Origin of the sequence: Agromyces flavus (genome assembly GCF_900104685.1) — a bacterium.
Classification (GTDB): Bacteria; Actinomycetota; Actinomycetes; order Actinomycetales; family Microbacteriaceae; genus Agromyces; species Agromyces flavus.
Genome location: NZ_LT629755.1, coordinates 2,648,328 through 2,669,894, shown reverse-complemented (window position 1 = coordinate 2,669,894; position 21,567 = coordinate 2,648,328). Strand labels below are relative to the sequence as shown.

Sequence of the window (21,567 nt, the reverse complement as noted above, 5' to 3'; positions counted from 1 at the left end):
GCCATCGCGGTCGCCGACGTTCCCGCGGAGATGGAGGGGGAGCGCCGGGCTACCGCTCGGGCGGCGTCGCCGTGCTGGACCGCACGCGCAGCTCGAACGGCAGGGGCGTCGACGCGGGGGGCGCGGCATCCGGCCCCGGTTCGAGCTGCTCCATGAGGATCTCGACCGCCTTCTCGCCCTGGCCGCGCGGGAACTGCGCGACCGTCGAGAGGCCGAAGAAGTCGGACAGGTCGTAGTCGTCGACGCCGATGATCGACACGTCGCGCGGCACGACCATGCCGAGGTCGCGCGCGGCGAGGATCGACCCGATCGCCATCTCGTCGGAGGCCGCGAAGATCGCGGTCGGGCGGTCGTGCGGGGCGCCCAGCAGCTGCTTGGCGGCGTGGTACCCGCCGGCGATCGTGAAGTCGGCGGGTGCGAACAGGCGCGAGTCGGGCTCGACGCCGACGTCGCGCAGCGCCGCCTCGTAGCCGAGGCGCCGGTTCGTGGGCAGGTGGAAGTCGAGGTCGAACTCGAGATCGCCGCCGATGTGCGCGATGCGCCGGTGTCCGAGCCCGATGAGGTGCTCGGTTGCGAGGCGGGCGACCGCGACGTCGTCGATGGTCAGGGTGCGCACGCCCGGGATCGGCCCGCCGACGCCGACGAGCGGCTTGCCGAGGTCGTGCAGCCGCTCGACCTCGGGCTCGGTGAGCTCGAGCGAGACCGCGATGACCGCGTCGACCCTCTGGCGCAGCAGGAAGTGCTCGAAGACGCTCGAGCGCTCGCCGCCGTGGCCCGACAGGTTGTAGAGCGTCAGGTCGTAGCCGTTGCGGAGCAGCGCCTGCTGCGCGCCCTCGAGCACCGACGAGAAGAACCAGCGGTTCAGGAACGGGATGACGACGCCGATGTTGCGCGTGCGTCCCGACGCGAGGCTCGAGGCGTTCGACGAGACCACATAGCCGAGGTGCGCCGCGGCCTCTTCGACCTTGGCCTTGGACGCCGGCGAGACGTGGCCGCGACCGCTGAGCGCGCGCGAGACCGTCGCGGTGGAGACCCCCGCGAGCTTGGCCACCTCTTCGATGCCGACCATGTTCCCTCGCCGTCGTGAGGCCGCGCGGGGAGCGCCCGCGCGACGTTCGATCCTATCGCCGCACGGAGTGGCGGATTGTCGTGGCCCACGTTGTGGGGTAAGAAGAAGCAGTCAAGGGCGGGCCTTCCGGGGGCTTGGCTTGCCCGCGGAACGTGAAGACGAGAGGACCGAGCACGTGAAGTGGGTCAAGCGCATCGCCATCGGCCTCGTGGTGGTGTTCGCCCTGTTCTACATGATCACGCGCCCCGAGGATGCCGCCAACGCCGTGCAGGGCGCGGTCGCCGCCGTCTGGGGCGGCGTCGAGGCGGTGGGCCGCTTCTTCACGTCGCTGGCCACCGCATGACCGCGGCCGGGACTCCCCGGCGCCCTCGCCGAGGGCTGTTCACCCCGCGCCGCGGCAGCATGTTCGATCCGCGCGTCGAGCGGCACCTCATCGCCGACGAGGGCGAGGTCATCGTCGACGAGGTCGCCAAGCACTGGGCGGCCATCGTGAAGCCGCTGCTCGAGCTCATCCTCGCCATCCCGGTATTCGTGCTCGCGTTCTACGTGCCGTCGCAGGCATGGTGGCTGCCGGCGCTCGCGGCCGCCGCCCTCACCGTCCACGCGCTGTGGCGCATCCTGCAGATGCAGATGGACCGCTTCGTGATCACGAACATGCGCGTGTTCCGCGTGCACGGCATCCTCACCCAGAACATCGCGACCATGCCGCTCGCGCGAATCCTCGACATCTCGGTGCACCGCCCGTTCGTGGGCCGCATCTTCAACTTCGGGCACTTCATCTTCGAGTCCGCCGCGCAGACGCAGGGGCTCAAGGAGATCCGGTACGTCGGCGACCCGAACGAGCGCGACCTCACGATCCAGCGCGTCATCGCACGGGCCGGTCTCCGCGGGCCCGTGCGCATGGGGAACCAGGGACCGTTCAACACGCAGCCCCTGCTGCCCGCTCCGCCGCCCGCGACGCCGGCAACACCTCCGGCGGCCGAGGCGCGACCGATCGTCGTCGCGGTGGGCGACCCGTTCGACGACGACGGCACGGGCGAGACCGTTCCCGAGCGGCCGGGCCCGAACGATACGCAACCGATCCCGCGGATCTGAGCGGGTCGCGCCATCCGTTCGGCTCGATTTCTCGCCACGCGCCAGCGTAGGTATCCTTGTGTGGCCCCCGGTCGCGTGAGGAACGTGGTCGGGTGTACGGCGAGTTACCCAAGCGGCCAAAGGGATCTGACTGTAAATCAGCTGTCTACGACTTCGGGGGTTCGAATCCCTCACTCGCCACCACGGTGAAGCCCTGGTCCGACCGGGGCTTCCGTCGTTCTCCACGTTCTCCACAGGGTGCCGCGAGTCGCTGTCGCATTCGCCAGGGAGCCTGCGTCGGCGGGCCGGGCGGGGCTAGCGTGGGGTCATGAGCGATCACGCCGGCCACGCGACATCCGACCTGCTCGATCTCGCGCGCCGGATCGCGACGACCGTCGCCGCGACCGCGCTCGAGGAACGACGTCGCGGCATCGCGGTCGAGTCCACGAAGTCGTCGCCGGTGGATGTCGTCACCGCCGTCGACCGCGAGACCGAGGCGCGCATCCGCTCGCTCATCCTCGACGCGCGACCCGACGACGGCATCTTCGGCGAGGAGGAGGACACGCACGTCGGCACCTCGGGCCTCAACTGGGTCGTCGACCCGATCGACGGCACGGTGAACCTGCTGTACGACATCCCGGCGTGGTGCGTCAGCATCGCGGTGGTCGACGGGCCGCCCGACCCGCTGCATTGGCACGCGCTCGCGGGAGTGGTGGTGAATCCCGTGACGGGCGATGTGTTCGAGGCGTCGCGCGGGGGCGGCGCGCGGCTCGGCGACCAGGAGCTGCACGTGAACGAGGATGTCGAGCTGTCGAAGGCGCTGATCGCGACCGGATTCTCGTACTCGGCCGAGCGACGGCGCGCTCAAGCGACGACGCTGCTGCAGGTGGTGCCGCGCATCCGCGACATCCGCCGCATCGGGTCGGCCGCCCTCGATCTCAGCGCCATTGCGCTCGGTCGTCTCGACGGGTTCTACGAACGGGGACTGAACCCGTGGGACCACGCCGCAGGCGCGCTCGTCCTGCGCGAAGCGGGCGGGCGCGTCGGAGGCGTGGGCGGGGCGCCCGAGAGCAGCGAACTGCTCGTGGCGGCCGCGCCGTCGATCTTCGACGAACTGCTCTCCCTCGTGGTCGACGCGGGCGGGGCGACCGGATGAACCTATCCGAACGCCCGCCCTGAACGTGGCGAAGACGCGATCGACCAGTTACGCTTTATCGATCCGTGACCTCGGCCACGAGCTGAGCGAACATCCCCCGTGTCCGCCCATACCCGAGCGAAAGTTCCCCACGTGCCCGAGTCCCCCCTCGTGCCCGACCATTCAGCGCCAGGCACCCGTGACCACTTGCGGTCCGAACGTCCGCTGACGCGTCGCGAATTGCGGGACCGCGGCACCGCCCCAACTGCTTCACCCTCACCGTCACCGGCCGAGCCGGTCGGCCCCCGGGCCGGCCAGGGTTCGGCCGTCGCCGTTTCCGGGCCGGGGTCGTTCGACGCGTACCTGCCGTCGCGCGGTGCGTCGGGTGTCGGCGCGGCGGGTGGGTCGATGAGCCGGGCGGATGGCACGGGGCCGCTGCGTCCGCGTGATCGCCGCGAGGCGGCGCCCGCGCCCTCGACTCACCGACCCACCGCTTCGGGCCAGGTCTCCTCGCCGGTTTCGCCGTCTGCACGGCCGGGGTTGGATGCGGCGACGCCGCCGTCCGTTCCTCGCCGCCTGCGCCGCGATCCGCTGCCCGCGCCCGACGGCGCCCGTCCCGGCGCGAGCACTCCGGCGCCCCATGCCTCGGAGCGACCCACCGCGGCGGATGTCGCGCGCACCGGTCGCCGGGCCGCGGCTTCCGCGGCACCGGCCCCAGCGCCGGCGAACGGCGCCGGGAACGCCTCGTCTGCCGGCATTCCGCCGCGCACCGTGTCCGGGCCCGCTGTCGGCGGGCCGGCCGCGCCGCCGGCCCAGCCGGGTTGGGACCCGCGCATCGGCCGTGCTCTTGGAACGGGAAGCGCGCCATCGCCCGAGTGGACGCCCCAGCGGCGCCCCGACGCTCCGCAGCAGCCGATGGCCGGCCCGCGTCCCGGTCATTCGGCCGCTCCCGCCGGCCGCGGCCGTCCGATGCAGCCCGAAGCCGGTCGCGCCGGCTCCCGCGCCGACCAGCTCGACCCGCGTGCGACTCGCGGTTCGGCACCCGGCACCGACCGCTTCGACCCGCGCCGTGAAGGCGGCGCCGGGGCCTCGACCACCGACCGCTTCGACCCGCGGTACGACCGCTCCGCCGGAGCACCAGCCGGCGGCCCTCGCCCCGATCCGCGCCTCGAGCGTCCCTCGGGAGCCGCCGCCGGGCGTCCCGATCCGCGGCTCGATCGCGCGCCGGGCATGTCCAGCGCTGGCCACCCCGATCCGCGGCTCGACCGCACCGGCGGTGCCCCGGCCGGCCCTCGCCCGGATCCTCGCCTCGAGCGCCCCTCGGGAGTCGCCGCCGGTCGCCTCGATCCGCGAACCGACCGCGTGCCGGGCACGCCGACCGCTGGCCGCCCCGATCCGCGGCTGGACCTCACCGCCGGAGCAGCGTCCGCCGGTCGTCCGGACCTTCGCGCCGACCGCACCGCCGGAGCACCCGCCGCCGGCCGTCCGGATCCTCGCGCCGACCGCTTCGACCCGCGCGTCGACCGCACGGCAGGTGGCTTCGAATCCGGTCGCGCCGTCGCATCCGACCGCGAGGGGTCGGCCGACCGTCCGGCCGACCGTCCCGCCGCTCCGCACCGAGCCCAGCGCGAGCGCCCGGTGGCAGCGCCCACTTCTCGCTCGACGGCACCGACCGCCACTTCGCGCGCCGAGCGCGACCTCCGCGCCGAGTCGGCCGACGACGTCGCGGCGATGCTGGCCGCCGCTGCCGGCGTCGACGCCGGCGCCCCGGCCGGACTTGAGTTCCGTTCGATCGACGCGGCGCCCACCTCGACCCGCACGTTCGCGCCTCGCCGCGGCACGACGGGCAACGATCGCGCCATGCGTCGCGCGTCCTCGACGGCCGCCTTCGCCGGCGCCGCGAGCTCCGCCTCGAAGCCCACGTCGAAGCGCACGCTCCGCCGCGCAGTGACGACGCGAGTCGTCAGCACGGTCGCGATGGGCTTCGTCGCGATGCTGGCGATCGCGACATCCGTGCCCTCGCTCTCGCTGCTCACGCCCGAAGACGTGCAGGCGATGGCGCTCAGCAACAACACCGTGACGACGATCGACGGCCAGCGGGTCGAGATCGCGAGCGGTGCGCTCGCCGCGGCCGTCGACAAGGGCGGCTACGAGCACCAGACCATCGAGGAGTACGCCCGGGCCGCCGGCATCCGCCCCGAGGCGACGTTCACGAACAACCCGCTCGGCACCATCCAGTGGCCCTTCGCGGTCGGAGTGCACATCGGCGACCGGTTCGGCTATCGCGACTGCGCGGGCTGCTCGTCCGACCACCACGGCCAGGACTTCAACCCGGGCCTCGGTGCCCAGATCCAGGCGATCGCCGACGGCGTCGTGTCGAACTCGACGGATGCGGGCGGCTCGCTCGGCGTCGTCACGATGATCGACCACGTGATCGACGGCGAGGTCGTGACGAGCGTCTACGCGCACATGGAGTACGGCTCGCGCCGCATGGAGGTGGGCGACACCGTGAAGGTCGGCGACATCGTCGGCACGACCGGCAACACGGGCATGTCGACCGGCCCGCACCTGCACTTCGAGATCCGCATCGGCGGCATCGACGGCGTCTGGGTCGACCCGCTCGAGTGGCTCTACGCCAACACCAACTGACCGCCGCCCGACCCACCGCGCGCACGTCGCCACCGCGTCGCCGTCGCTTGCGTCCCAGGATGCATGAGAATCCGACATTCGGCTGCTGATACGGGGCCGGAGACGGGATTCTCATGCAGTCGTGATCGGCGTTCTCCACAGATCGCCCCCGCGAACCGAACGGCTGTGCGCCTCGCGCCACACTCGGGACGTGTCCTCCGTCGCCGCCCATCTCCGGTCGAACGACGGCGTCCTCCCGTATTCCGCTTTGGAGGGCGCCGGCTTCAGTCGAGGCGCCGTGCGATCGGCGGTCCAGGACGACCTCATCGTCCGGGTTCGCAATGGGTGGTTCGCCGTTCCCGACGCGCATCCCGAGGTCATCGCCGCCGTACGAGTCGGCGGCACTGCGACGGCGACCACCGTCGCCAAGCTCCACCGCCTGTGGGTTGCCGATGACGATCGACTGCATGTGCGCGTCCGCCACTCGACCGGACGGCTGTCGTCTCCCGAGAACCGTGCAGTCGCCCTCGATCGCACGGCGCATCGGGTGTGCGTGCACTACAGCACGCGCAGTGGACTGGACCGGGCGCGCGATCCACTGACCCTCGCCCTCGCGGAGATGTTCGCGTGCTCCGACGAGGTGGCCGTGCTCGCGGCGATCGACTCCGGGCTCGAAGGACGCGCCTTGGAGGCAGAACACCTCGACGAGATCCGACAGGCGATGCCGCGGACGCGTCGCGCCCTCATCGACATGGTCGACCCGGAGAGCCAGTCCGGGCTCGAGACCAAGGTTCGGCTGTTCCTCCGGTCGAGGCGCATCGGGTTCCGCGCCCAGGCGTTCATCGAGGAGGTCGGCAGGGTGGACTTCCTCGTCGGTGACCGGCTCGTGATCGAGGTCGACGGGCGGGCGTTCCACACCGGGCTCGAGTTCGAGACCGACCGGCGTCGGGACCTCGAGCTCCTCCTCCGCGGGTACCTGGTGCTGCGCCTCAGCTACCGGCAGGTCATCCACGACTGGGAGCGCACGCGGGCCGCCATCGTCGAGCTCGTCGCTCGCGGCGATCATCGGTGGGCCGGTCGAGGACCGTACGCGCCGGTGCTTCCCCGCTCCACCTTCGGCAAGGCGGTCAGCGATACGGAGGCATGAGAATCCGCGTCTCGGCTCGGCGGGCGGGCCTCAGGCGCGGATTCTCATGCGTTTCGCGAATGGGCGCACCCCGGCGACGGATGGCGCGCCTGACCGGATGCATGAGAATCCGCGTCTCGGGTCGGTCGAAGGCCCCGAAGCGCGGATTCTCATGCATTCGTGAGCGATGGCGCGCCCGGCCGATGGATGGCGCGCCCGACCGGATGCATGAGAATCCGCCTCTCGGGTCGGTGGAGGGCGCCGAAGCGCGGATTCTCATGCATTCCGTGAGGCGGCCGGTCGCAGCGACCCCGGCCGGCGGGACTACGCGCGCAGCCAGACCGTCGTGTCGGCCGGGAGGACGCCGTCGGCGACCTCCGCGCTCGCGAGGAGCACCTCGCCGGCGGGCAGCGGCACGTCGGCGGAGCCGGTGTTCGCGACGACGAGCACGTCGCCGTTGCGGAACGCCAGCACGCCGTCGGCTCCCGACGGCTCGACCCAGTCGACCGATCCCATCGCCAGCGCGTGCGAACGGCGTCCGCCCAGGGCGGCCCGGTACAGCTCGAGCGTCGACCCTTCGACCCCGCGCTGCCGGTCGCGCGCGAAGTCGGCCCACGATGCGGGCTGGGGCAGCCATGCGGCATCCGTCGGCCCGAAGCCGAACGAGGGGCGGTCGGCCTCCCACGGCAGCGGCACGCGGCATCCGTCACGGCCGTAGCGCTCGCCATGTGTGCGGAACCAGGTCGGGTCCTGGCGGGCGTCGTCGGGCAGGTCGATCGCCTCGGGCAGGCCGAGTTCCTCGCCCTGGTAGACGTAGGCCGAGCCGGGCAGCGCGAGCATGAGCGCGGTGGCGGCGCGGGCGCGGCGCAGGCCGACGACGGGGTCGGGCAGGCCGGGCGTGCGGGGTCCGATGCCGTGGCCCTGCAGGTTCTCGACCGTGAGCGCGAGCCGTGAGGCGTGCCGCACGACGTCGTGGTTCGAGAGCACCCAGGTGGATGGCGCGCCCACCGCGCCGAACGCCGAGAGCGACGCGTCGATCACGCCGCGCAGGGCCGCGGCATCCCACGGCGTCTCGAGGTAGGCGAAGTTGAAGGCCTGGTGCATCTCGTCGGAGCGGACCCACTTCGCGACGCGAGGGAGCGGATCCACCCAGGCCTCCGCGGCGAGGATGCGCTCGCCGGGGTACTCGTCGAGCAGCGCGCGCCAGTCGCGGTAGATCTCGTGCACGCCGTCCTGGCCCCAATAGGGGGCGCCGTCGCCGGCGTCGTGGATCTCGGGCTCGAGGGGAACGCCCTCTTCGACCAGCGCATGGCTCGCGCCGCCCATGCTGCCGCCGTCGGCCGCGGGGGTCCAATCGGGTAGGCCCTCGGCCTTGACCATGCCGTGCGCCACGTCGACGCGGAACCCGTCGACGCCGCGGTCGAGCCAGAACCGCAGGATGCGGCGGAACTCCTCGCGCACGTCCTCGTTCGTCCAGTCGAAGTCGGGCTGCGAACTGTCGAAGAGGTGCAGGTACCACTGGCCGGGTTCGCCGTCGGCCTCGGTCACGCGCGTCCAGGCTGAGCCGCCGAAGACCGACTCCCAGTTGTTCGGCGGGATGTCGCCGGTGTCGCCCTTGCCGTCGCGGAAGAGGTAGCGGGCTCGCTCACGACTTCCGGGCCCGGCAGCGAGCGCCTCCTGGAACCACGGATGCCGGTCGGACGAGTGGTTCGGGACGAGGTCGACGATGACGCGCAGCCCGAGCCGGTGCGCCTCGGCGAGCATGTCGTCGAAGTCGTCGAGCGTGCCGAAGCGCGGGTCGACGTCGCAGTAGTCGGCGACGTCGTAGCCGGCGTCCTTCTGCGGCGACGTGAAGAACGGCGAGAGCCAGATCGCGTCGATGCCGAGGTCGGCGAGCTCGGGCAGGCGCGAGCGGATGCCCGCGAGATCGCCCATGCCGTCGCCGTTCGCGTCGGCGAAGGAGCGGGGATAGATCTGGTAGATCGCGGCGGTGCGCCACCATTCGGTCGTCATGCAGCCCTCGGTGAATCTGGAAACGTTTGCAACATGATACCCATACGCGCGCCCCGGCATGCGGGTCTCGATCGGGTAACGCCGAGTTGTCAACTCGGCTCGAACACGGTATACCTGAAACCGCTTGCAATCACATCGCGAGCGATCCAATACGGAAGAACGGCCTTTCGAGCACGGTGCGCGTTCCCAGAGCGGAACGGGGCAGTGCCCCACACCAGGCGAAGGCGCCGAACTCACGCACACTGAGAAGGGCACACACCAATGCGGGTGAACACCAAGAGCATCCTCGCGGCCGGCGCTGTCGCCGTGGTCGCGACGCTCGGCCTCGCGAGCTGCGCGGGCAGCAACGACGAGGGCGACAACGGCGCGGCTGCCGAGGGCGGCACGCTGACGGTCTGGGTCGACGCCGAGCGCGTCGACGCGCTGAAGGGCGCGGCCGAGGCCTACACCGAGGAGACCGGCGTCGAGGTCGACATCGTCGGCAAGGACAACGCCACCATCAAGGACGACTTCATCCAGCAGGTTCCGACCGGCGAGGGCCCCGACATCACGATGGGCGCGCACGACTGGCTGGGCGAGCTCTCGACCAACGGCGTCGTCGCTCCGCTCGAGCTCGGCGACTCGGCCGACGACTACCTCGACGTCGCGATCAACGCCGCGACGTACGAGGGCACCGTCTACATGCTCCCCTACGCGGTCGAGAACATCGCGCTGCTCCGCAACGCCGACCTCGTCACCGAGGCGCCCACCAGCTGGGACGACATGATCGCCAAGGGCCAGGCCGCAGGCCTCGACAAGCCCTTCGTGGTCGAGCAGGGTGCCGAGGGCAACCCCTACCACCTCTACCCGTTCCAGACGGCGTTCGGCGCCCCGGTGTTCGGCACCAACGACGAGGGCTACGACCCCACCGACCTGCAGCTCGGCAACGAGGGCGGCGTCGCGTTCGCCCAGTGGCTCGGCACCCAGGGCAAGACGGGCTCGGGCAACTTCAACACCGACATCGACGGTGACATCGCCAAGCAGGCCTTCCTCGACGGCACGGCCGCCTACTGGCTGACCGGCCCGTGGAACGTCGGTGCCGCGATCGACGGCGGCGTCAACGTCGCGATCGACCCGGTCCCGTCGCCCACCGGTGACGTCGCCTCGCCGTTCGCGGGCGTCAAGGGCTTCTTCGTGAGCTCCGAGTCCGACAACAAGGTCGCCGCGAACGACTTCCTCGTGAACTACATCGGCACCGAGGACGTGCAGCTCGACCTGTTCGAGGCCGGCAACATCCTGCCCGCCCTCTCGGCCGCGGCCGAGTCCGCCTCGAGCGACCCGATCATCGAGGGCTTCGCCAAGGTCGGCGCCGACGCCGTTCCGATGCCGGCCATCCCGGCCATGGGCTCGGTGTGGCAGTACTGGGGCATCGCCGAGGCCTCGATCATCAACGGCGAGGACCCGGTCGCGACCTGGAACAAGCTCGCCACCGACGTCCAGTCGGCGATCGACGGCTAGTAGCGCCTGAGGCTCCGGGCCGGATGCCGCGACGCATCCGGCCCGGAGCACTCGCGTACCACGGGCCACCGTCCGGGTGCGCGCTCCTGACAGCGTTCACGAGAAGAGCAAGCGAATGACCATCACGACCGACGAGGACGTCTCGGCCGAGCCGACGCCGCCGCCCACCAAGCGCCAGCGACGGGCGGCATCCATCGCCGATGCCGCATCCGGCGGCGTCCGCACCATCCTGATCAAGCTGCTGCTGCTCGGCATCGTCGACGCGATCGCGGTCTACGCGGTCTTCGTGCTCGCGCTGCAGGAGGAGTGGATCGTGCTCGGCGTCGTGGTGGCGGTCACCGCGATCGTCAACTGGATCTACTTCTCACGTACGAAGCTCCCGGCGAAGTACCTCACACCGGGCGTGATCTTCCTCGTGCTGTTCCAGGTGTTCGTGCTCGTCTACACGGGCTACATCGCCTTCACCAACTACGGCACCGGGCACAACGGCTCGAAGGAGCAGGCGGTCAGCTCGCTCATGGCCTCCTCGCTCGAGCGCGTGCCCGATTCGCCCACCTACGGCGTCACCGTGGTCGACCAGCTCGGCACGCTCGGCCTGCTCGTCACCGATCCCGACGGCGAGGTGAGCGTCGGCACGACCGAGCAGCCCCTGCAGGAGGTCGACAACGCCGAGCTCGAGAACGGCAAGGCGGTCGCGATCGACGGCTGGACGACGCTGAGCTTCCAGGACGTTATCGCGCGCACCGACGAGATCACCGAGCTCGCGGTCCCCTTCTCAGATGACCCGAACGAGGGCGCCATCCGCACCCCGGATGGCTCCAACGGCTACCTCTACACGTCGACGCTCGAGTACGACGAGGCGGCCGGCACCATGACCGACCTGACGACCGGCACGGTCTACTCCGACATCGGCACCGGCGCCTTCACGTCCGAGGACGGCGAGGAGCTCCTCCCCGGCTGGCAGATCACCGTCGGGTTCGACAACTTCGTGCGCGCGGTCACCGACACCCGGCTCGCGCAGCCGCTCGTCTACGTGACGCTCTGGACCTTCGCGTTCGCGATCATCTCGGTCGCGAGCACGTTCTTCCTCGGCCTGTTCCTGGCGCTCGTGTTCAACGACCTGCGCATGCGCGGGCGCAAGTTCTACCGCGTCGCGATGATCCTGCCGTACGCGATCCCATCGTTCCTGTCGGCGCTCGTCTGGGCCGGCATGATGAACGAGAGCTTCGGGTTCATCAACCAGGTGATCTTCGGCGGCGCCTCGATCCCATGGCTCACCGACCCGTTCCTGGCCAAGGTCTCGGTACTGATCGTGAACCTCTGGCTCGGCTTCCCGTACATGTTCCTGATCTGCACGGGTGCCCTCCAGTCGATCCCCGACGACGTGAACGAGGCCGCGACCGTCGACGGCGCCTCGCCGTGGCAGACGTTCCGCCACATCAAGCTGCCGCTGCTGCTCGTGAGCGTCGCGCCGCTGCTCATCGCGTCGTTCGCGTTCAACTTCAACAACTTCAACGTGATCTACATGCTGACCAACGGCGGGCCGCGCGACACCGCCGCGCCGATCCCGGTCGGCTTCACCGACATCCTGATCTCGATGGTCTACAAGGTCGCGTTCACCGGCCAGAACCGCGACTACGGGCTCGCGGCGGCCTACTCGATCATCATCTTCATCGTGGTCGCGGTGATCTCGATCATCGCCTTCCGCCGCACCAAGTCGCTCGAGGAGATCAACTGATGGCTGAGCAGGAGGCGGTTCCCGGCACGCAGACCGGGCTGCTCGCAGGTGAGACCCTGATCGTCCCCGGTCCGAAGGGCGCCGAGCCCGTCGACCACGGCCGTCCGGCCGCGCCGAAGCGTCCGTTCTCGTTCGGGCGCTGGTTCAAGGCCACCGGATGGCGCCACCTCGTCGGCCTCGTCGTCGTCGTGTTCGCGCTCTTCCCGATCGTGTTCGTCGTGTCGTCGTCGCTCAACCCGAACGGCACGCTGACGGGCTCGAATGCGCTGTTCTCGAAGATCGGCTTCGACGCGTACGCCCGGATCCTGACCAATCCCGACGTGCCGTTCACGACCTGGTTCGGGAACACGCTGATCATCGCGGGGGTCACCGCGCTCCTGACCGTGTTCCTCGGGTCGCTCGCGGCGTACTCGTTCTCCCGCATGCGGTTCACAGGGCGGCGGTTCGGACTCATCACGATCGTCGTGGTGCAGATGTTCCCGCAGATGCTCGCCGTCGTCGCGATCTTCCTCGTGGTCACGCAGATCACCGACTGGTTCCCGGCGATCGGGTTGAGCACGCACATCGGCCTGATCATGGTCTACCTCGGCGGCGCGCTCGGCGTGAACACGTACCTCATGTACGGGTACTTCAACACCATCCCGACGTCGATCGACGAGGCCGCGAAGATCGACGGCGCGGGCCACGCCCGCATCTTCTTCACGATCATCCTGCGCCTGGTCGCACCGATCCTCGCGGTGGTCGCCCTGCTCTCGTTCATCTTCACGGTGAACGAGTACGTCGTGGCGTCCGCCATCCTCATCGACACCGACAGCCAGACGCTCGCGGTCGGCCTGACGAAGCTCGTCTCCAACCCGCGCTACGCGGACTGGGCGGCGTTCTCGGCGGGCGCAGTGATCGCGGCGCTCCCGGTCGTGCTCCTGTTCCTTTACCTGCAGAAGTACATCGTCGGCGGCCTCTCCGCGGGCGCGGTGAAGTAACCCCAGATCAGCACGAAACGGATGCCGCGCGCGGAGGCCCCGCGTCGCGGCATCCGTCATGGAAGGCCCCCGCACCATGCTCGCTCCCCATCACGACGGCTCGCCGCTGCACGTCTCCGATCCGGCGCCCGCGCTCGGCGACACCGTACGCGTGCGCCTTCGGGTGCCGGCTGCGTTCGGATGCCTCGAATGGGTCGGCACGCGCTCGAACCCGAACCGCGAGCCGCACTTCAGCCGCGCGACCCTGCTCGGCGAGGCCGACGGCTGGGTGTGGTGGGAGGCGCCGGTCGAGGTCGAGAACCCCGTGCATCACTACCGCTGGCTGCTCGTCGGCACCGACGGGCGGCAGCACTGGCTGAGCCAGCTCGGCCTGTCGCAGATCGAGCCGCGCGACGACGACGACTTCCGGCTCGTCGCCCACGATCCGGCGCCCGCGTGGGCGGCGTCGAGCGTGATGTACCAGGTGTTCCCCGACCGGTTCGCCCGGTCGACGCGGGCCGATGAGCGCGAGCTGCCCGAGTGGGCCATCCCGGCCGGATGGAACGACCCGGTCGACCCGCTTCCGCCCGGCCGTTCGCACCAGGTGTACGGCGGCGACCTCGACGGCGTGCGCGAGCGGCTCGATCACCTCGTCGACCTCGGCGTCGACCTCCTCTACCTCACGCCCGTGTTCGCGGGCCGGTCGAACCACCGCTACGACGCCGCGAACTTCGACGCGGTCGACGACCTGCTCGGCGGCGACCGCGCGCTCGTGCGGCTCGTCGAGGCGGCGCACGCCCGCGGCATCCGTGTCATCGGCGACCTGACGTCGAACCACTCGGGGCACGCGCACGACTGGTTCCGTGCGGCATCCGCCGACCCGGCCGCACCCGAGCGCGACTTCTACTTCTTCCACGAGCCCGGGCTCGAGCGCGGCCACGGCTACGAGTCATGGCTCGGCGTGCCGAGCCTGCCGAAGTTCAACTGGCGCTCGCTCGAGCTCCGCCGCCGCTTCATCGAAGGACCCGACTCGGTCGTCGCGCGCTACCTGCAGGCGCCGTTCCACCTCGACGGGTGGCGCATCGACGTCGCGAACATGACCGGGCGTCTCGGCGGCGAGGACCTCAACGCCGAGGTGCGGCAGACGATCCGCCGCACGATGCTCGACGTGAACCCCGACACCATCCTGCTGGGGGAGTCGACGAACGACGCGGCGGGCGACTTCCAGGGCGACGCGTGGCACGGCGCGATGACCTACACGCCGTTCACGCGCCCGGTGTGGAGCTGGCTGCAGGAGCCGGGCAGCCCGGCCGGCGGCGGCATCGGCTTTGCGCTGGGGCGCGTGCCCTCGTACTCCGGGCCCGAGTTCCACGCGGCGCACACCCGCTTCACCGCCGGTTTCCCGTGGCGCACGCGCCTGGCCACGATGAACGCGCTCGACACGCACGACACCCCGCGCTTCGCGACGAACGCCCGGCCCGGCGCCGCCGAGGTCGCGTTCGGACTCGCGGTGTCCCTGCCCGGCATCCCCGTGATCTGGGCCGGCGACGAGTTCGGGCTCACCGGCGTCGACGGCGAGGCGTCGCGCACGCCCATGCCGTGGGACAGCGAGGCGGATGCCGCGGTCGCGCCCGTGCTCGACGCCTACCGTTTGCTCGTGGCGCTGCGTCGGTCGCACCCCGTGCTCGCGACGGGCGGCATCCGGTGGCTCGCGGTCGCGGACGACGCGGTCGCGTTCGTACGCGAGTCCGCGTCCGAGCGCGTGCTCGTCTTCGCCGCGCGTGCGGCGACGACGGTCTCGTTCGATGCGGCGGCACTGCCCGATGCGGATGTCGCGACACGCGTCTACGGCGGCGGCCGGCTCGCGGCATCCGACGCTGTCGTGTCACTGAGCACGGATGGCGCCGCCTTCGTCGCCTGGCGTCTGCCGGGTGTCGACGCGCCGGTCTGGTGAGCGCGCCTCCCACGCGACATCCGCGCCCGATAGCATGACGCTCGACCCTTCCCCGCACCCGGTCCCCTGGAGCCCCGTGAACGACGCCGCCCCCGTACCCCCGCCCGCCCCCGTCACCGCCACTGCACCGTTCCCGCCGGTTCCGCCCGCCCCTCCGGCGCCTCCGGCGACCGCCGTCCTGCCCGCGCCCGGCGCCTGGTCGGCGAATGCCTACGGGGCGGCCGACCCGTACGCGGCGTCACCGGTTGTGCCGGTGGGTCCGGGCGCTTGGAGCGCTCCCGCCGCGCCGCGGCAGAACATCCTCGCGTGGGTGAGCTTCGGGCTCGGACTCGGCAGCCTGTTCTTCGGCCTGCTCAGCTCGATCGCCGCGATCGTCACCGGCCACATCGCCCGGCGGCAGCTGCGCGCGAGCGGCGAGCAGGGCGACTGGGCGGCTTTGACGGGACTCATCTCGGGGTACGTGATCACGGCCCTGTGGGTGCTCGGGATCGGCGCCTACATCCTGTTCATCGTGGTGATGATCGGCGCCGCGGCGGCGTCGTCTGGCGTCGGATCCGGCATCTGACCCACGATTTCATGCGCGCGCTCAGCGGTGATATCCTCGTGTGGTTGCCGTGAGCGGCGACACTGCCCCGATAGCTCAGTGGTAGAGCACTTCCATGGTAAGGAAGGGGTCGTCAGTTCAATCCTGACTCGGGGCTCTGGTTCCTCCGGCACGCCGGAGAAGCCTCGCGGCGGGGTAGCTCAGGTGGTTAGAGCACACGGCTCATAATCGTGGTGTCGCGGGTTCGAGTCCCGCCCTCGCTACCGAATCCTTTCGGTTCACCGGTGTGCTCTGTGCCCGGCCTGGACCGGCGCGCAGCGGCGGTGGCATGATCCGGCACGCCGACGCCGTCTCGGACGGGCGTCTGCCGGCTTCTTCGCCGTCGTCCAGCTCCTGAATCCGAGGACGCAACAACCCCGTGCATCAGTGCGGAGCAGGCCCCGCAGACCAGCTCAGTTCCCGCCGATCACGTGCTCGGGGAGGTCATCGTGCCGCTTGGGTCGCGGTCCCTTCGACGCCCAGGGCCGGCGCCATTCCGGCGCCGGGAAGGGGTCGGCGAAGTAGAGCGTTTCACGCGCTACCTTGTCGCCGCGGAACTGCATGATCTTGACGTAGTGCAGCGGTTCGCCGCCGTCATAGCTGAGTAGCCCTTCCGCAATCCAGAGGTCGCCGGAGCCTCTGATCTCTTGCGGCTGGAAATCGAGCTTCGCGGGATAGCGCTCGCGCCATCCCTGCTGATTGAGCTTGCCTTCGAACCACTCGTCCGATTGCGGGAACTCGAGCACGACGTCGTCATGGTAGAGCTCTGACGCCTTGGACTCGTTGGGTCCTGCCGTGTATTTCCACTGTTGCAGGAGCAGATTCCGGACCTGTTCGTACTCCATTGCGCGACACCTCCAAGGTGCGACCGTCTGATCTCGATCTTCGAACCTCTGCTCGACGATGTCCATCCAGCCGAACTTCTCCGGGCCGCAGCAGTCGTGGCCGTGGTCGTCGGACGGAACGAGCGACGTGACTCGGGGTGCGTAATGTCTACCGGTGAACGCGGATGATGGTCTTCCCGGTCCGCCGCTCCGTCGGGTTGAGCGTGGCGACGGCATCGTCGAGGGCTGCGACGGTGCCGATGTTCGTGCGCAATCGGCCGTCCCGCACACGCTGGACGATCTCACCGAGCTGGGCCCGATCGGCCTCGACGACGAAGTCGATGGCCAGGCCCTCGGCGGGCCGGGTCTCCGGTGGCCCGACGATGGTGACCAATGTTCCTCCCTCCCGGAGGAGGCCGGCGGAGCGCCGCTGTATCTCGCCGCCGATGACGTCGAAGACGAGGTCGACTCCGCCGACGTCCTCGAGGGTGTCCTCCTCGAGGTCGACGAACTCGTGGGCGCCGAAGTCGAGTGCCGTCTGGCGGTCGGCGGCCCGTCCGGTGCCGACGACGTAGGCGCCGGTCTCTCGTGCGAGCTGCGCCACCATCGATCCGACCGCGCCGGCCGCGCCGTGCACGAGGACGGACTGCCCCGCCTGCAGACGGCCGTGCTGGAACAGGCCCTGCCACGCGGTGAGCCCCGAGACCGGGAGGCTCGCGCCCACCGTGAAGTCGACATCGCCCGGCAGGGGCGCGAGGTTGCGTGCCTCGACGGCGACGTACTCAGCGAGGGTGCCGTCGCGATACCAGTCCGTGAGGCCGAACACCCGCTGCCCGAGTGAGAGTCCGGTCGTGCCGTAACCGATGGCGGTGACGATTCCGGCGAGCTCGTGGCCTGGAACCGATGGCGTCCGGTCACGATCGAGGCGATCCGTCCAGGTCGAGGGCCAGGTCAACTCGGTCGGGACGAATCCCGAGGCATGGACCTGGACGACGACATCGTTGATGGCCGCCTGAGGCGCGGCTCGCTCCACCAACGTCATGCCGGCCAACCCCGCGGCCTGATCGGTCACCACGATCGCTTTCATCCGGCAACTCCTTTCCTCCGTCGACGCCGCACTGCACCTCTATCCGCCGGAGACGGCACTCAGCCTCCAATGCCATGATCCGGCCTCTTGCGGCGGTGTGCTCGGACTGCCATCCTGCTCCCAAATCGGAACGTCGGCGCAACTTCCGCGATCGACCCTTCTTCGGAGCCGAAGTCGCGCGCTCATGGGGGGAGGCCGATCATGGCAGGACATCATCAACGTCAATGGGCAGTGGCGGCGGTCGCGGCGGGACTTCTTTCGGTGACGGCAGCGGGCCCCGCGTCCGCCGCCGATTTCGACGCCGTCTTTCCGGCCGGCACGGCGTGCGACTTCGAAGTGGGCGTTGACATTTCTGGCGGGAAGTTGATCACGAGGGAATTCACCGACTCCGATGGGAACCTCGTCCGGACGCTCACCGCCGGGCGTGGCACCGATCTCACGTTCACCAACGTGGACACTGGTGCGACCGTCTCACTGAAGGGAAACGGGTCCGTGAGCAGCAGCACGCTCAATCCCGATGGATCCTGGACCGTCAGGAGCACGGGACACAACGTGCTGATCCTGTTCCCGACGGATGTGCCGGCCGGCCCTTCCACCACGCTCTACGTCGGCCGAGTGACCCACGAGGTCGACGCCGAGAACGTCTTCACGATCGTGGGCTCGTCCGGTCGCACGAGAGACCTCTGCGACGAGCTGGATTGAGTGGATGCCGGCGACGGCGCGCTGAACGGCGACAGGGCACGCCCATCGAGCGTGCCCTGTCGCTGCGAACGGTCAGCAGTGCGTCGCGTCGTTGCCGTCGATCGAGGCGAGCAGCGATCCGAGCCCGCCGAGGCCGTCGACGCCGAACAAGCGGGCGACGTTGCCGAGTCCGAGCCGCGGCTCCTCCTGCGCACTGCTGTGCGCACCGAGACCGCCGTCCGAGCGGGCAGCCTGCGACGAGACCACGCCCCAGCAGTTCGTGCCGTCCGGGGCGGCCGTGGGCGCAGCCATCGCGGGCGCGGCGGTGGCGAACGTGGCCGTCAGAGCCAGGGCCCCGGCGATGGCGAGAGAGCGGACATGCATGGGTTCCTCCGATCCTCCGAGGCGGCGTCGTCGCCGCCTACTGCAAAGTATTCGGCACGCGATGCCCGACCGGATTGGTCGCGATCGCCGCTCGGTCACGTCGGGATGACCGCAATGGGTTCGGTGGTCGGTTGCGTCGAACCGCCGGCCGGTTCGACGGTGATGCCGACCGCAGCGCCCGGCGGCAACTCGCCCTCGAGAAGACGCCAGGACTCGTCGCCGCGCATGTCGAAGGTCCCTGCCGAGGCGGCCCCACTCTCATCGATGTACCAGAGCTGGTAACTGGACTCGGCTCCCACGTCGGGCAGGCCCTCCGCGACGAGAGCGCTGCGTTCCTGCTCGACAGACCAGATGAGCGTGACTTCGCCGCCGCCTGTGGCCCGCACGGTGGCCCGCTCGGCGTCGGGGGCCTCGGTGAGGGCGGCCAACTCACGCTGTGCGCCCCAGCCGTTCGGGCCTTGCCAGTTCACTCCGACCACGACCCCGACGGCGAGGAGCACGAGCGCGGCTGCCGCCGACAGCACGGTGACCAGACGGCGGCGCCTGCGCCGGGCGTCGAGGTCGGCGATCGGGTGCGAGTCGCGTTCCGAGCGCGAGGTGGGTTCCGGGGCCGGGGCTCCCGACGTGCCGGGGGCGGATGCCGCGCCATCCCGCCCACGCTCCTGCTCCACCGTGTCGAGCCGAGCGAAGAGCTCGCCCTTGAGGTTCGGCGGCGGCGCCACCGGGGGCAGCGAGTCGCCGAGCGTCGAGGCCGTGACGCGGAAGGCCTCGACGTCGCGCTGCAGCTCGGGAGAGACCGCGAGCGCCTCCTCGAAGCGGACGCGATCGGCCTCGTCGAGCGCTCCCAGCGCGTAGGCCGGCGCGAGCGCGCGGAGTTCCTCGGGCGAGGGCGTTCGATCAGCCAGGTCGTCGGTGCCGTTCACGTGGTCACCCCCAGCAGTTCGCGCAATCGGATCATGCCATCGCGCAGCCGGGTCTTGACCGTGCCGAGCGGGATCCCCAGGCGTTCGGCGATCTCCGACTGGGTGCACCCGCCGTAGTAGGCCAGGGCGAGGCACTCCCGCTGGGCGTCGCTGAGCCGGGCGAACGCCTCGCTCGCGCGGTCGTGCTCGATCGCGATCTCGGCCGCCTCGGCCACGTCGTCGACCGGCACCGCGACATCGCGAATGCCGATCCTCAGGTCGCGTTCGCGCGATGCCTGGGACGAACGCACCCGGTCGACGGCGCGACGATGGGCAAGCGTCAGAACCCACGAGACGGCGGTACCGCGCGCGGGGTCGAATCGCGCGGCCGTCTGCCAAACCTCGAGGAACACGTCCTGTGTCACCTCCTCGGCCTGGGCGGGATCGACGAGCACTCGACGTACGAGTCCGTGAACGCGGGCGGCCGTGTGGTCGTAGAAGCGGCTGAAGGCGTCGCGGTCGCCCCCGGCGGTCGCGACGAGCAGCTCACCGAGGGGCGCGATGTGCACCCCCGGGTGCACCTCGGCGTCGTCCACGGCATCCAGCATGCCAGAGCGGCTCGATGCCGGACGCCCCAGAGGGGACGAGACGGATGGCGCCAGCACACCGGTCATCGGAAGGTGAACGTGATCGGTCCGCCGGCGAGCCCGATCAGTGCGACAGCGAGCATGGGTTCCTCGATTCCTGGCTGCTGGTGGTTCGGAGCCGACCGCGGAGCCGATTGGTCCGAGCAGTTCCAATCCGTGGCGCTGCCCTCTCCGAACGACCGTGTGAAGCGGCATCCGCTGCCTGTTCCAAGGAGGAATCATGCGCAACTCCCCGAATCGCATCGTCGCCACGGTATTCGGTGCGGTCTACCTGCTCGTCGGCCTGCTCGGCTTCGCCGTCACCGGCGGCGTCGGCTTCATCGCGACCGAAGGTGGGCTGCTGCTCGGCGTCTTCGCCGTGAACCCGCTGCACAACGTCGCCCATCTGCTGATCGGCGGCGCGCTGCTCATCGCCGGGCTGGTCAGCGCCCGTGCGGCGAAGATCACCAATACGGTGGTCGGCGCGGCGTACCTGCTGCTCGGAATCGTCGGGTTCTTCCTCGCCGGGACCGCGGCGAACATCCTGGCGCTCAACACGGCCGACCACTTCCTGCACCTCGCCAGCGCGCTCGTCCAGCTCGGGGTGGGCCTCGGCGTCGAACGCGCCGCGACCGTCAACCGGCAGCCGGTGACGTCGTAGGAACGTCATCATGCGAACGCGGGGGACGGTGTCGGGCCGGACGCGCGAGTGGCCCATGCTGTCGGCCATCGGCGTCGGACTGGTCTTCACCGCCACTGCAGCGGGAGCGCTGGGGCCGGCGGTCGGGACCGCCGAGTCGACCGGTCTCGGCCGTCCCGCGGCGGCTGCCATCCTGGCCGGGTGCGGCGTCGCCGCACTCGGTTGGGCCGTCCTCGCACTCCACGCGGGTCGGCTGCCGTGGCCTCGCGCGACGCTCGCCGTCGCGCTGACCGTGTTCGCGGCCTCAGCCGGGCTGCTGGCCTCGGGCGCGGCGCCATCGCTCGGCGTGGCGCCGCTTCCTCTCCTTGCCGCCGACCTCCTCGTCCTGGTCGTCGCGGGCGGCGCCGCACTCGAGCTTCGGATGGCTCGTGGGCGGCCAGGCGGAGCCGCCGCCGTCGCTGCACCGGCCCGCGGTTCCGTGTTCGGCCTCATCGTCGGTGCTGCGCTCGTCTCCGCCCTCGTGACCCCCGCCCTGGCGGGCACGGCGGCGGGCGACCTCGCCGTGCCGCACGGCGAACAGCACGGCACCGAACACGGGCATCACTGAGGCGTCTCGAACGTCACGAGTAGTTCAATGCCGGGGGGAC

The 21,567-nt window shown here is 70.6% G+C and carries 20 protein-coding genes and 3 tRNA genes; 16 read left to right on the top strand and 7 right to left on the bottom strand.

The window, feature by feature from the left end; all coding sequences use genetic code 11:
• Window positions 1-49: 49 nt before the first annotated feature.
• A complete protein-coding gene (locus BLT99_RS12645) occupies window positions 50-1,069 on the bottom strand; it encodes a LacI family DNA-binding transcriptional regulator (protein WP_092673044.1) in 1,020 nt (339 codons plus the stop codon).
• A 175-nt stretch (window positions 1,070-1,244) separates the two neighbouring features.
• Here BLT99_RS12645 and BLT99_RS17780 point away from each other — a divergent pair, with 175 nt between their 5' ends.
• From BLT99_RS17780 to BLT99_RS12620, 6 genes are all read left to right on the top strand, one after another.
• The gene (locus tag BLT99_RS17780) at window positions 1,245-1,412 is read left to right on the top strand and encodes a hypothetical protein (RefSeq protein WP_166670871.1); all 168 of its coding nucleotides are present in this window, start codon (window positions 1,245-1,247) and stop codon (window positions 1,410-1,412) included.
• Between the two features lie 59 nt (window positions 1,413-1,471).
• The gene (locus BLT99_RS12640; RefSeq protein WP_092673041.1) at window positions 1,472-2,164 is read left to right on the top strand and encodes a PH domain-containing protein; all 693 of its coding nucleotides are present in this window, start codon (window positions 1,472-1,474) and stop codon (window positions 2,162-2,164) included.
• A 98-nt stretch (window positions 2,165-2,262) separates the two neighbouring features.
• A tRNA-Tyr gene (locus tag BLT99_RS12635) sits at window positions 2,263-2,347 on the top strand.
• A gap of 124 nt (window positions 2,348-2,471) precedes the next feature.
• A complete protein-coding gene (locus BLT99_RS12630) occupies window positions 2,472-3,299 on the top strand; it encodes an inositol monophosphatase family protein (protein ID WP_092673038.1) in 828 nt (275 codons plus the stop codon).
• A 1,209-nt stretch (window positions 3,300-4,508) separates the two neighbouring features.
• Entirely contained in the window at window positions 4,509-5,927 is a 1,419-nt protein-coding gene (locus tag BLT99_RS12625; RefSeq protein WP_133988403.1) for a M23 family metallopeptidase, read from the top strand.
• 190 nt (window positions 5,928-6,117) lie between these two features.
• Window positions 6,118-7,053, top strand: coding sequence for a DUF559 domain-containing protein (locus BLT99_RS12620; RefSeq protein WP_133988405.1), 936 nt, complete (start codon window positions 6,118-6,120; stop codon window positions 7,051-7,053).
• 303 nt (window positions 7,054-7,356) lie between these two features.
• Here BLT99_RS12620 and BLT99_RS12615 read toward each other — a convergent pair whose 3' ends face one another.
• Complete coding sequence (locus tag BLT99_RS12615; protein WP_092673029.1) at window positions 7,357-9,045, bottom strand: glycoside hydrolase family 13 protein; 1,689 nt, start codon at window positions 9,043-9,045, stop codon at window positions 7,357-7,359.
• 261 nt (window positions 9,046-9,306) lie between these two features.
• Between BLT99_RS12615 and BLT99_RS12610 the strand changes: the two genes are divergently transcribed.
• The 7 genes from BLT99_RS12610 (at window position 9,307) to BLT99_RS12580 (ending at window position 16,000) form a co-directional block, all read left to right on the top strand.
• Complete coding sequence (locus BLT99_RS12610) at window positions 9,307-10,542, top strand: sugar ABC transporter substrate-binding protein (protein WP_092673026.1); 1,236 nt, start codon at window positions 9,307-9,309, stop codon at window positions 10,540-10,542.
• A 115-nt stretch (window positions 10,543-10,657) separates the two neighbouring features.
• Window positions 10,658-12,280: an ABC transporter permease subunit gene (locus BLT99_RS12605; RefSeq protein WP_092673023.1), complete on the top strand. Its 1,623-nt coding sequence runs from the start codon at window positions 10,658-10,660 to the stop codon at window positions 12,278-12,280.
• Window positions 12,280-13,260 (top strand): sugar ABC transporter permease, encoded by a 981-nt coding sequence (locus BLT99_RS12600; protein WP_092673020.1) that lies wholly within the window; start codon window positions 12,280-12,282, stop codon window positions 13,258-13,260. The genes BLT99_RS12605 and BLT99_RS12600 overlap by 1 nt, the downstream gene beginning before the upstream one ends.
• A gap of 76 nt (window positions 13,261-13,336) precedes the next feature.
• Window positions 13,337-15,193: a glycoside hydrolase family 13 protein gene (locus BLT99_RS12595; RefSeq protein ID WP_229724374.1), complete on the top strand. Its 1,857-nt coding sequence runs from the start codon at window positions 13,337-13,339 to the stop codon at window positions 15,191-15,193.
• 310 nt (window positions 15,194-15,503) lie between these two features.
• Window positions 15,504-15,758 carry a DUF4190 domain-containing protein gene (locus BLT99_RS17665; protein WP_157674995.1) on the top strand — a complete coding sequence of 85 codons (255 nt, stop codon included), beginning with the start codon at window positions 15,504-15,506 and terminating at the stop codon, window positions 15,756-15,758.
• A 64-nt stretch (window positions 15,759-15,822) separates the two neighbouring features.
• Window positions 15,823-15,894: transfer RNA gene (locus BLT99_RS12585), tRNA-Thr, on the top strand.
• Between the two features lie 32 nt (window positions 15,895-15,926).
• Window positions 15,927-16,000 (top strand) — tRNA-Met (locus tag BLT99_RS12580).
• A 189-nt stretch (window positions 16,001-16,189) separates the two neighbouring features.
• Here the strand turns inward: BLT99_RS12580 and BLT99_RS12575 are convergent.
• Both BLT99_RS12575 and BLT99_RS12570 read right to left on the bottom strand, forming a co-directional pair.
• Window positions 16,190-16,621, bottom strand: coding sequence for a nuclear transport factor 2-like protein (locus BLT99_RS12575; RefSeq protein ID WP_092673011.1), 432 nt, complete (start codon window positions 16,619-16,621; stop codon window positions 16,190-16,192).
• A gap of 148 nt (window positions 16,622-16,769) precedes the next feature.
• Window positions 16,770-17,687 (bottom strand): NADP-dependent oxidoreductase, encoded by a 918-nt coding sequence (locus BLT99_RS12570; protein WP_092673008.1) that lies wholly within the window; start codon window positions 17,685-17,687, stop codon window positions 16,770-16,772.
• Window positions 17,688-17,888: 201 nt separating this feature from the next.
• Here BLT99_RS12570 and BLT99_RS12565 point away from each other — a divergent pair, with 201 nt between their 5' ends.
• Window positions 17,889-18,389, top strand: coding sequence for a hypothetical protein (locus BLT99_RS12565; RefSeq protein ID WP_133988407.1), 501 nt, complete (start codon window positions 17,889-17,891; stop codon window positions 18,387-18,389).
• Window positions 18,390-18,461: 72 nt separating this feature from the next.
• Here the strand turns inward: BLT99_RS12565 and BLT99_RS12560 are convergent, their stop codons facing one another.
• The 3 genes from BLT99_RS12560 to sigK all read right to left on the bottom strand — a co-directional run bounded on the left by BLT99_RS12560 (window position 18,462) and on the right by sigK (window position 20,262).
• Complete coding sequence (locus BLT99_RS12560; RefSeq protein WP_092673002.1) at window positions 18,462-18,752, bottom strand: hypothetical protein; 291 nt, start codon at window positions 18,750-18,752, stop codon at window positions 18,462-18,464.
• A gap of 95 nt (window positions 18,753-18,847) precedes the next feature.
• On the bottom strand, window positions 18,848-19,675 hold the full coding sequence (locus tag BLT99_RS12555; RefSeq protein WP_157674994.1) for an anti-sigma factor: 828 nt from the start codon (window positions 19,673-19,675) through the stop codon (window positions 18,848-18,850).
• On the bottom strand, window positions 19,672-20,262 hold the full coding sequence (gene sigK / locus BLT99_RS12550) for an ECF RNA polymerase sigma factor SigK (protein ID WP_092672999.1): 591 nt from the start codon (window positions 20,260-20,262) through the stop codon (window positions 19,672-19,674). The genes BLT99_RS12555 and sigK overlap by 4 nt, the downstream gene beginning before the upstream one ends.
• Window positions 20,263-20,521: 259 nt before the next feature.
• On the opposite strand from sigK, the gene BLT99_RS12545 reads away from it, so the two are divergent.
• Window positions 20,522-20,941 carry a DUF4383 domain-containing protein gene (locus BLT99_RS12545; protein WP_092672996.1) on the top strand — a complete coding sequence of 140 codons (420 nt, stop codon included), beginning with the start codon at window positions 20,522-20,524 and terminating at the stop codon, window positions 20,939-20,941.
• Between the two features lie 10 nt (window positions 20,942-20,951).
• The gene (locus BLT99_RS12540) at window positions 20,952-21,527 is read left to right on the top strand and encodes a hypothetical protein (RefSeq protein WP_092672993.1); all 576 of its coding nucleotides are present in this window, start codon (window positions 20,952-20,954) and stop codon (window positions 21,525-21,527) included.
• Window positions 21,528-21,567 lie beyond the last annotated feature (40 nt).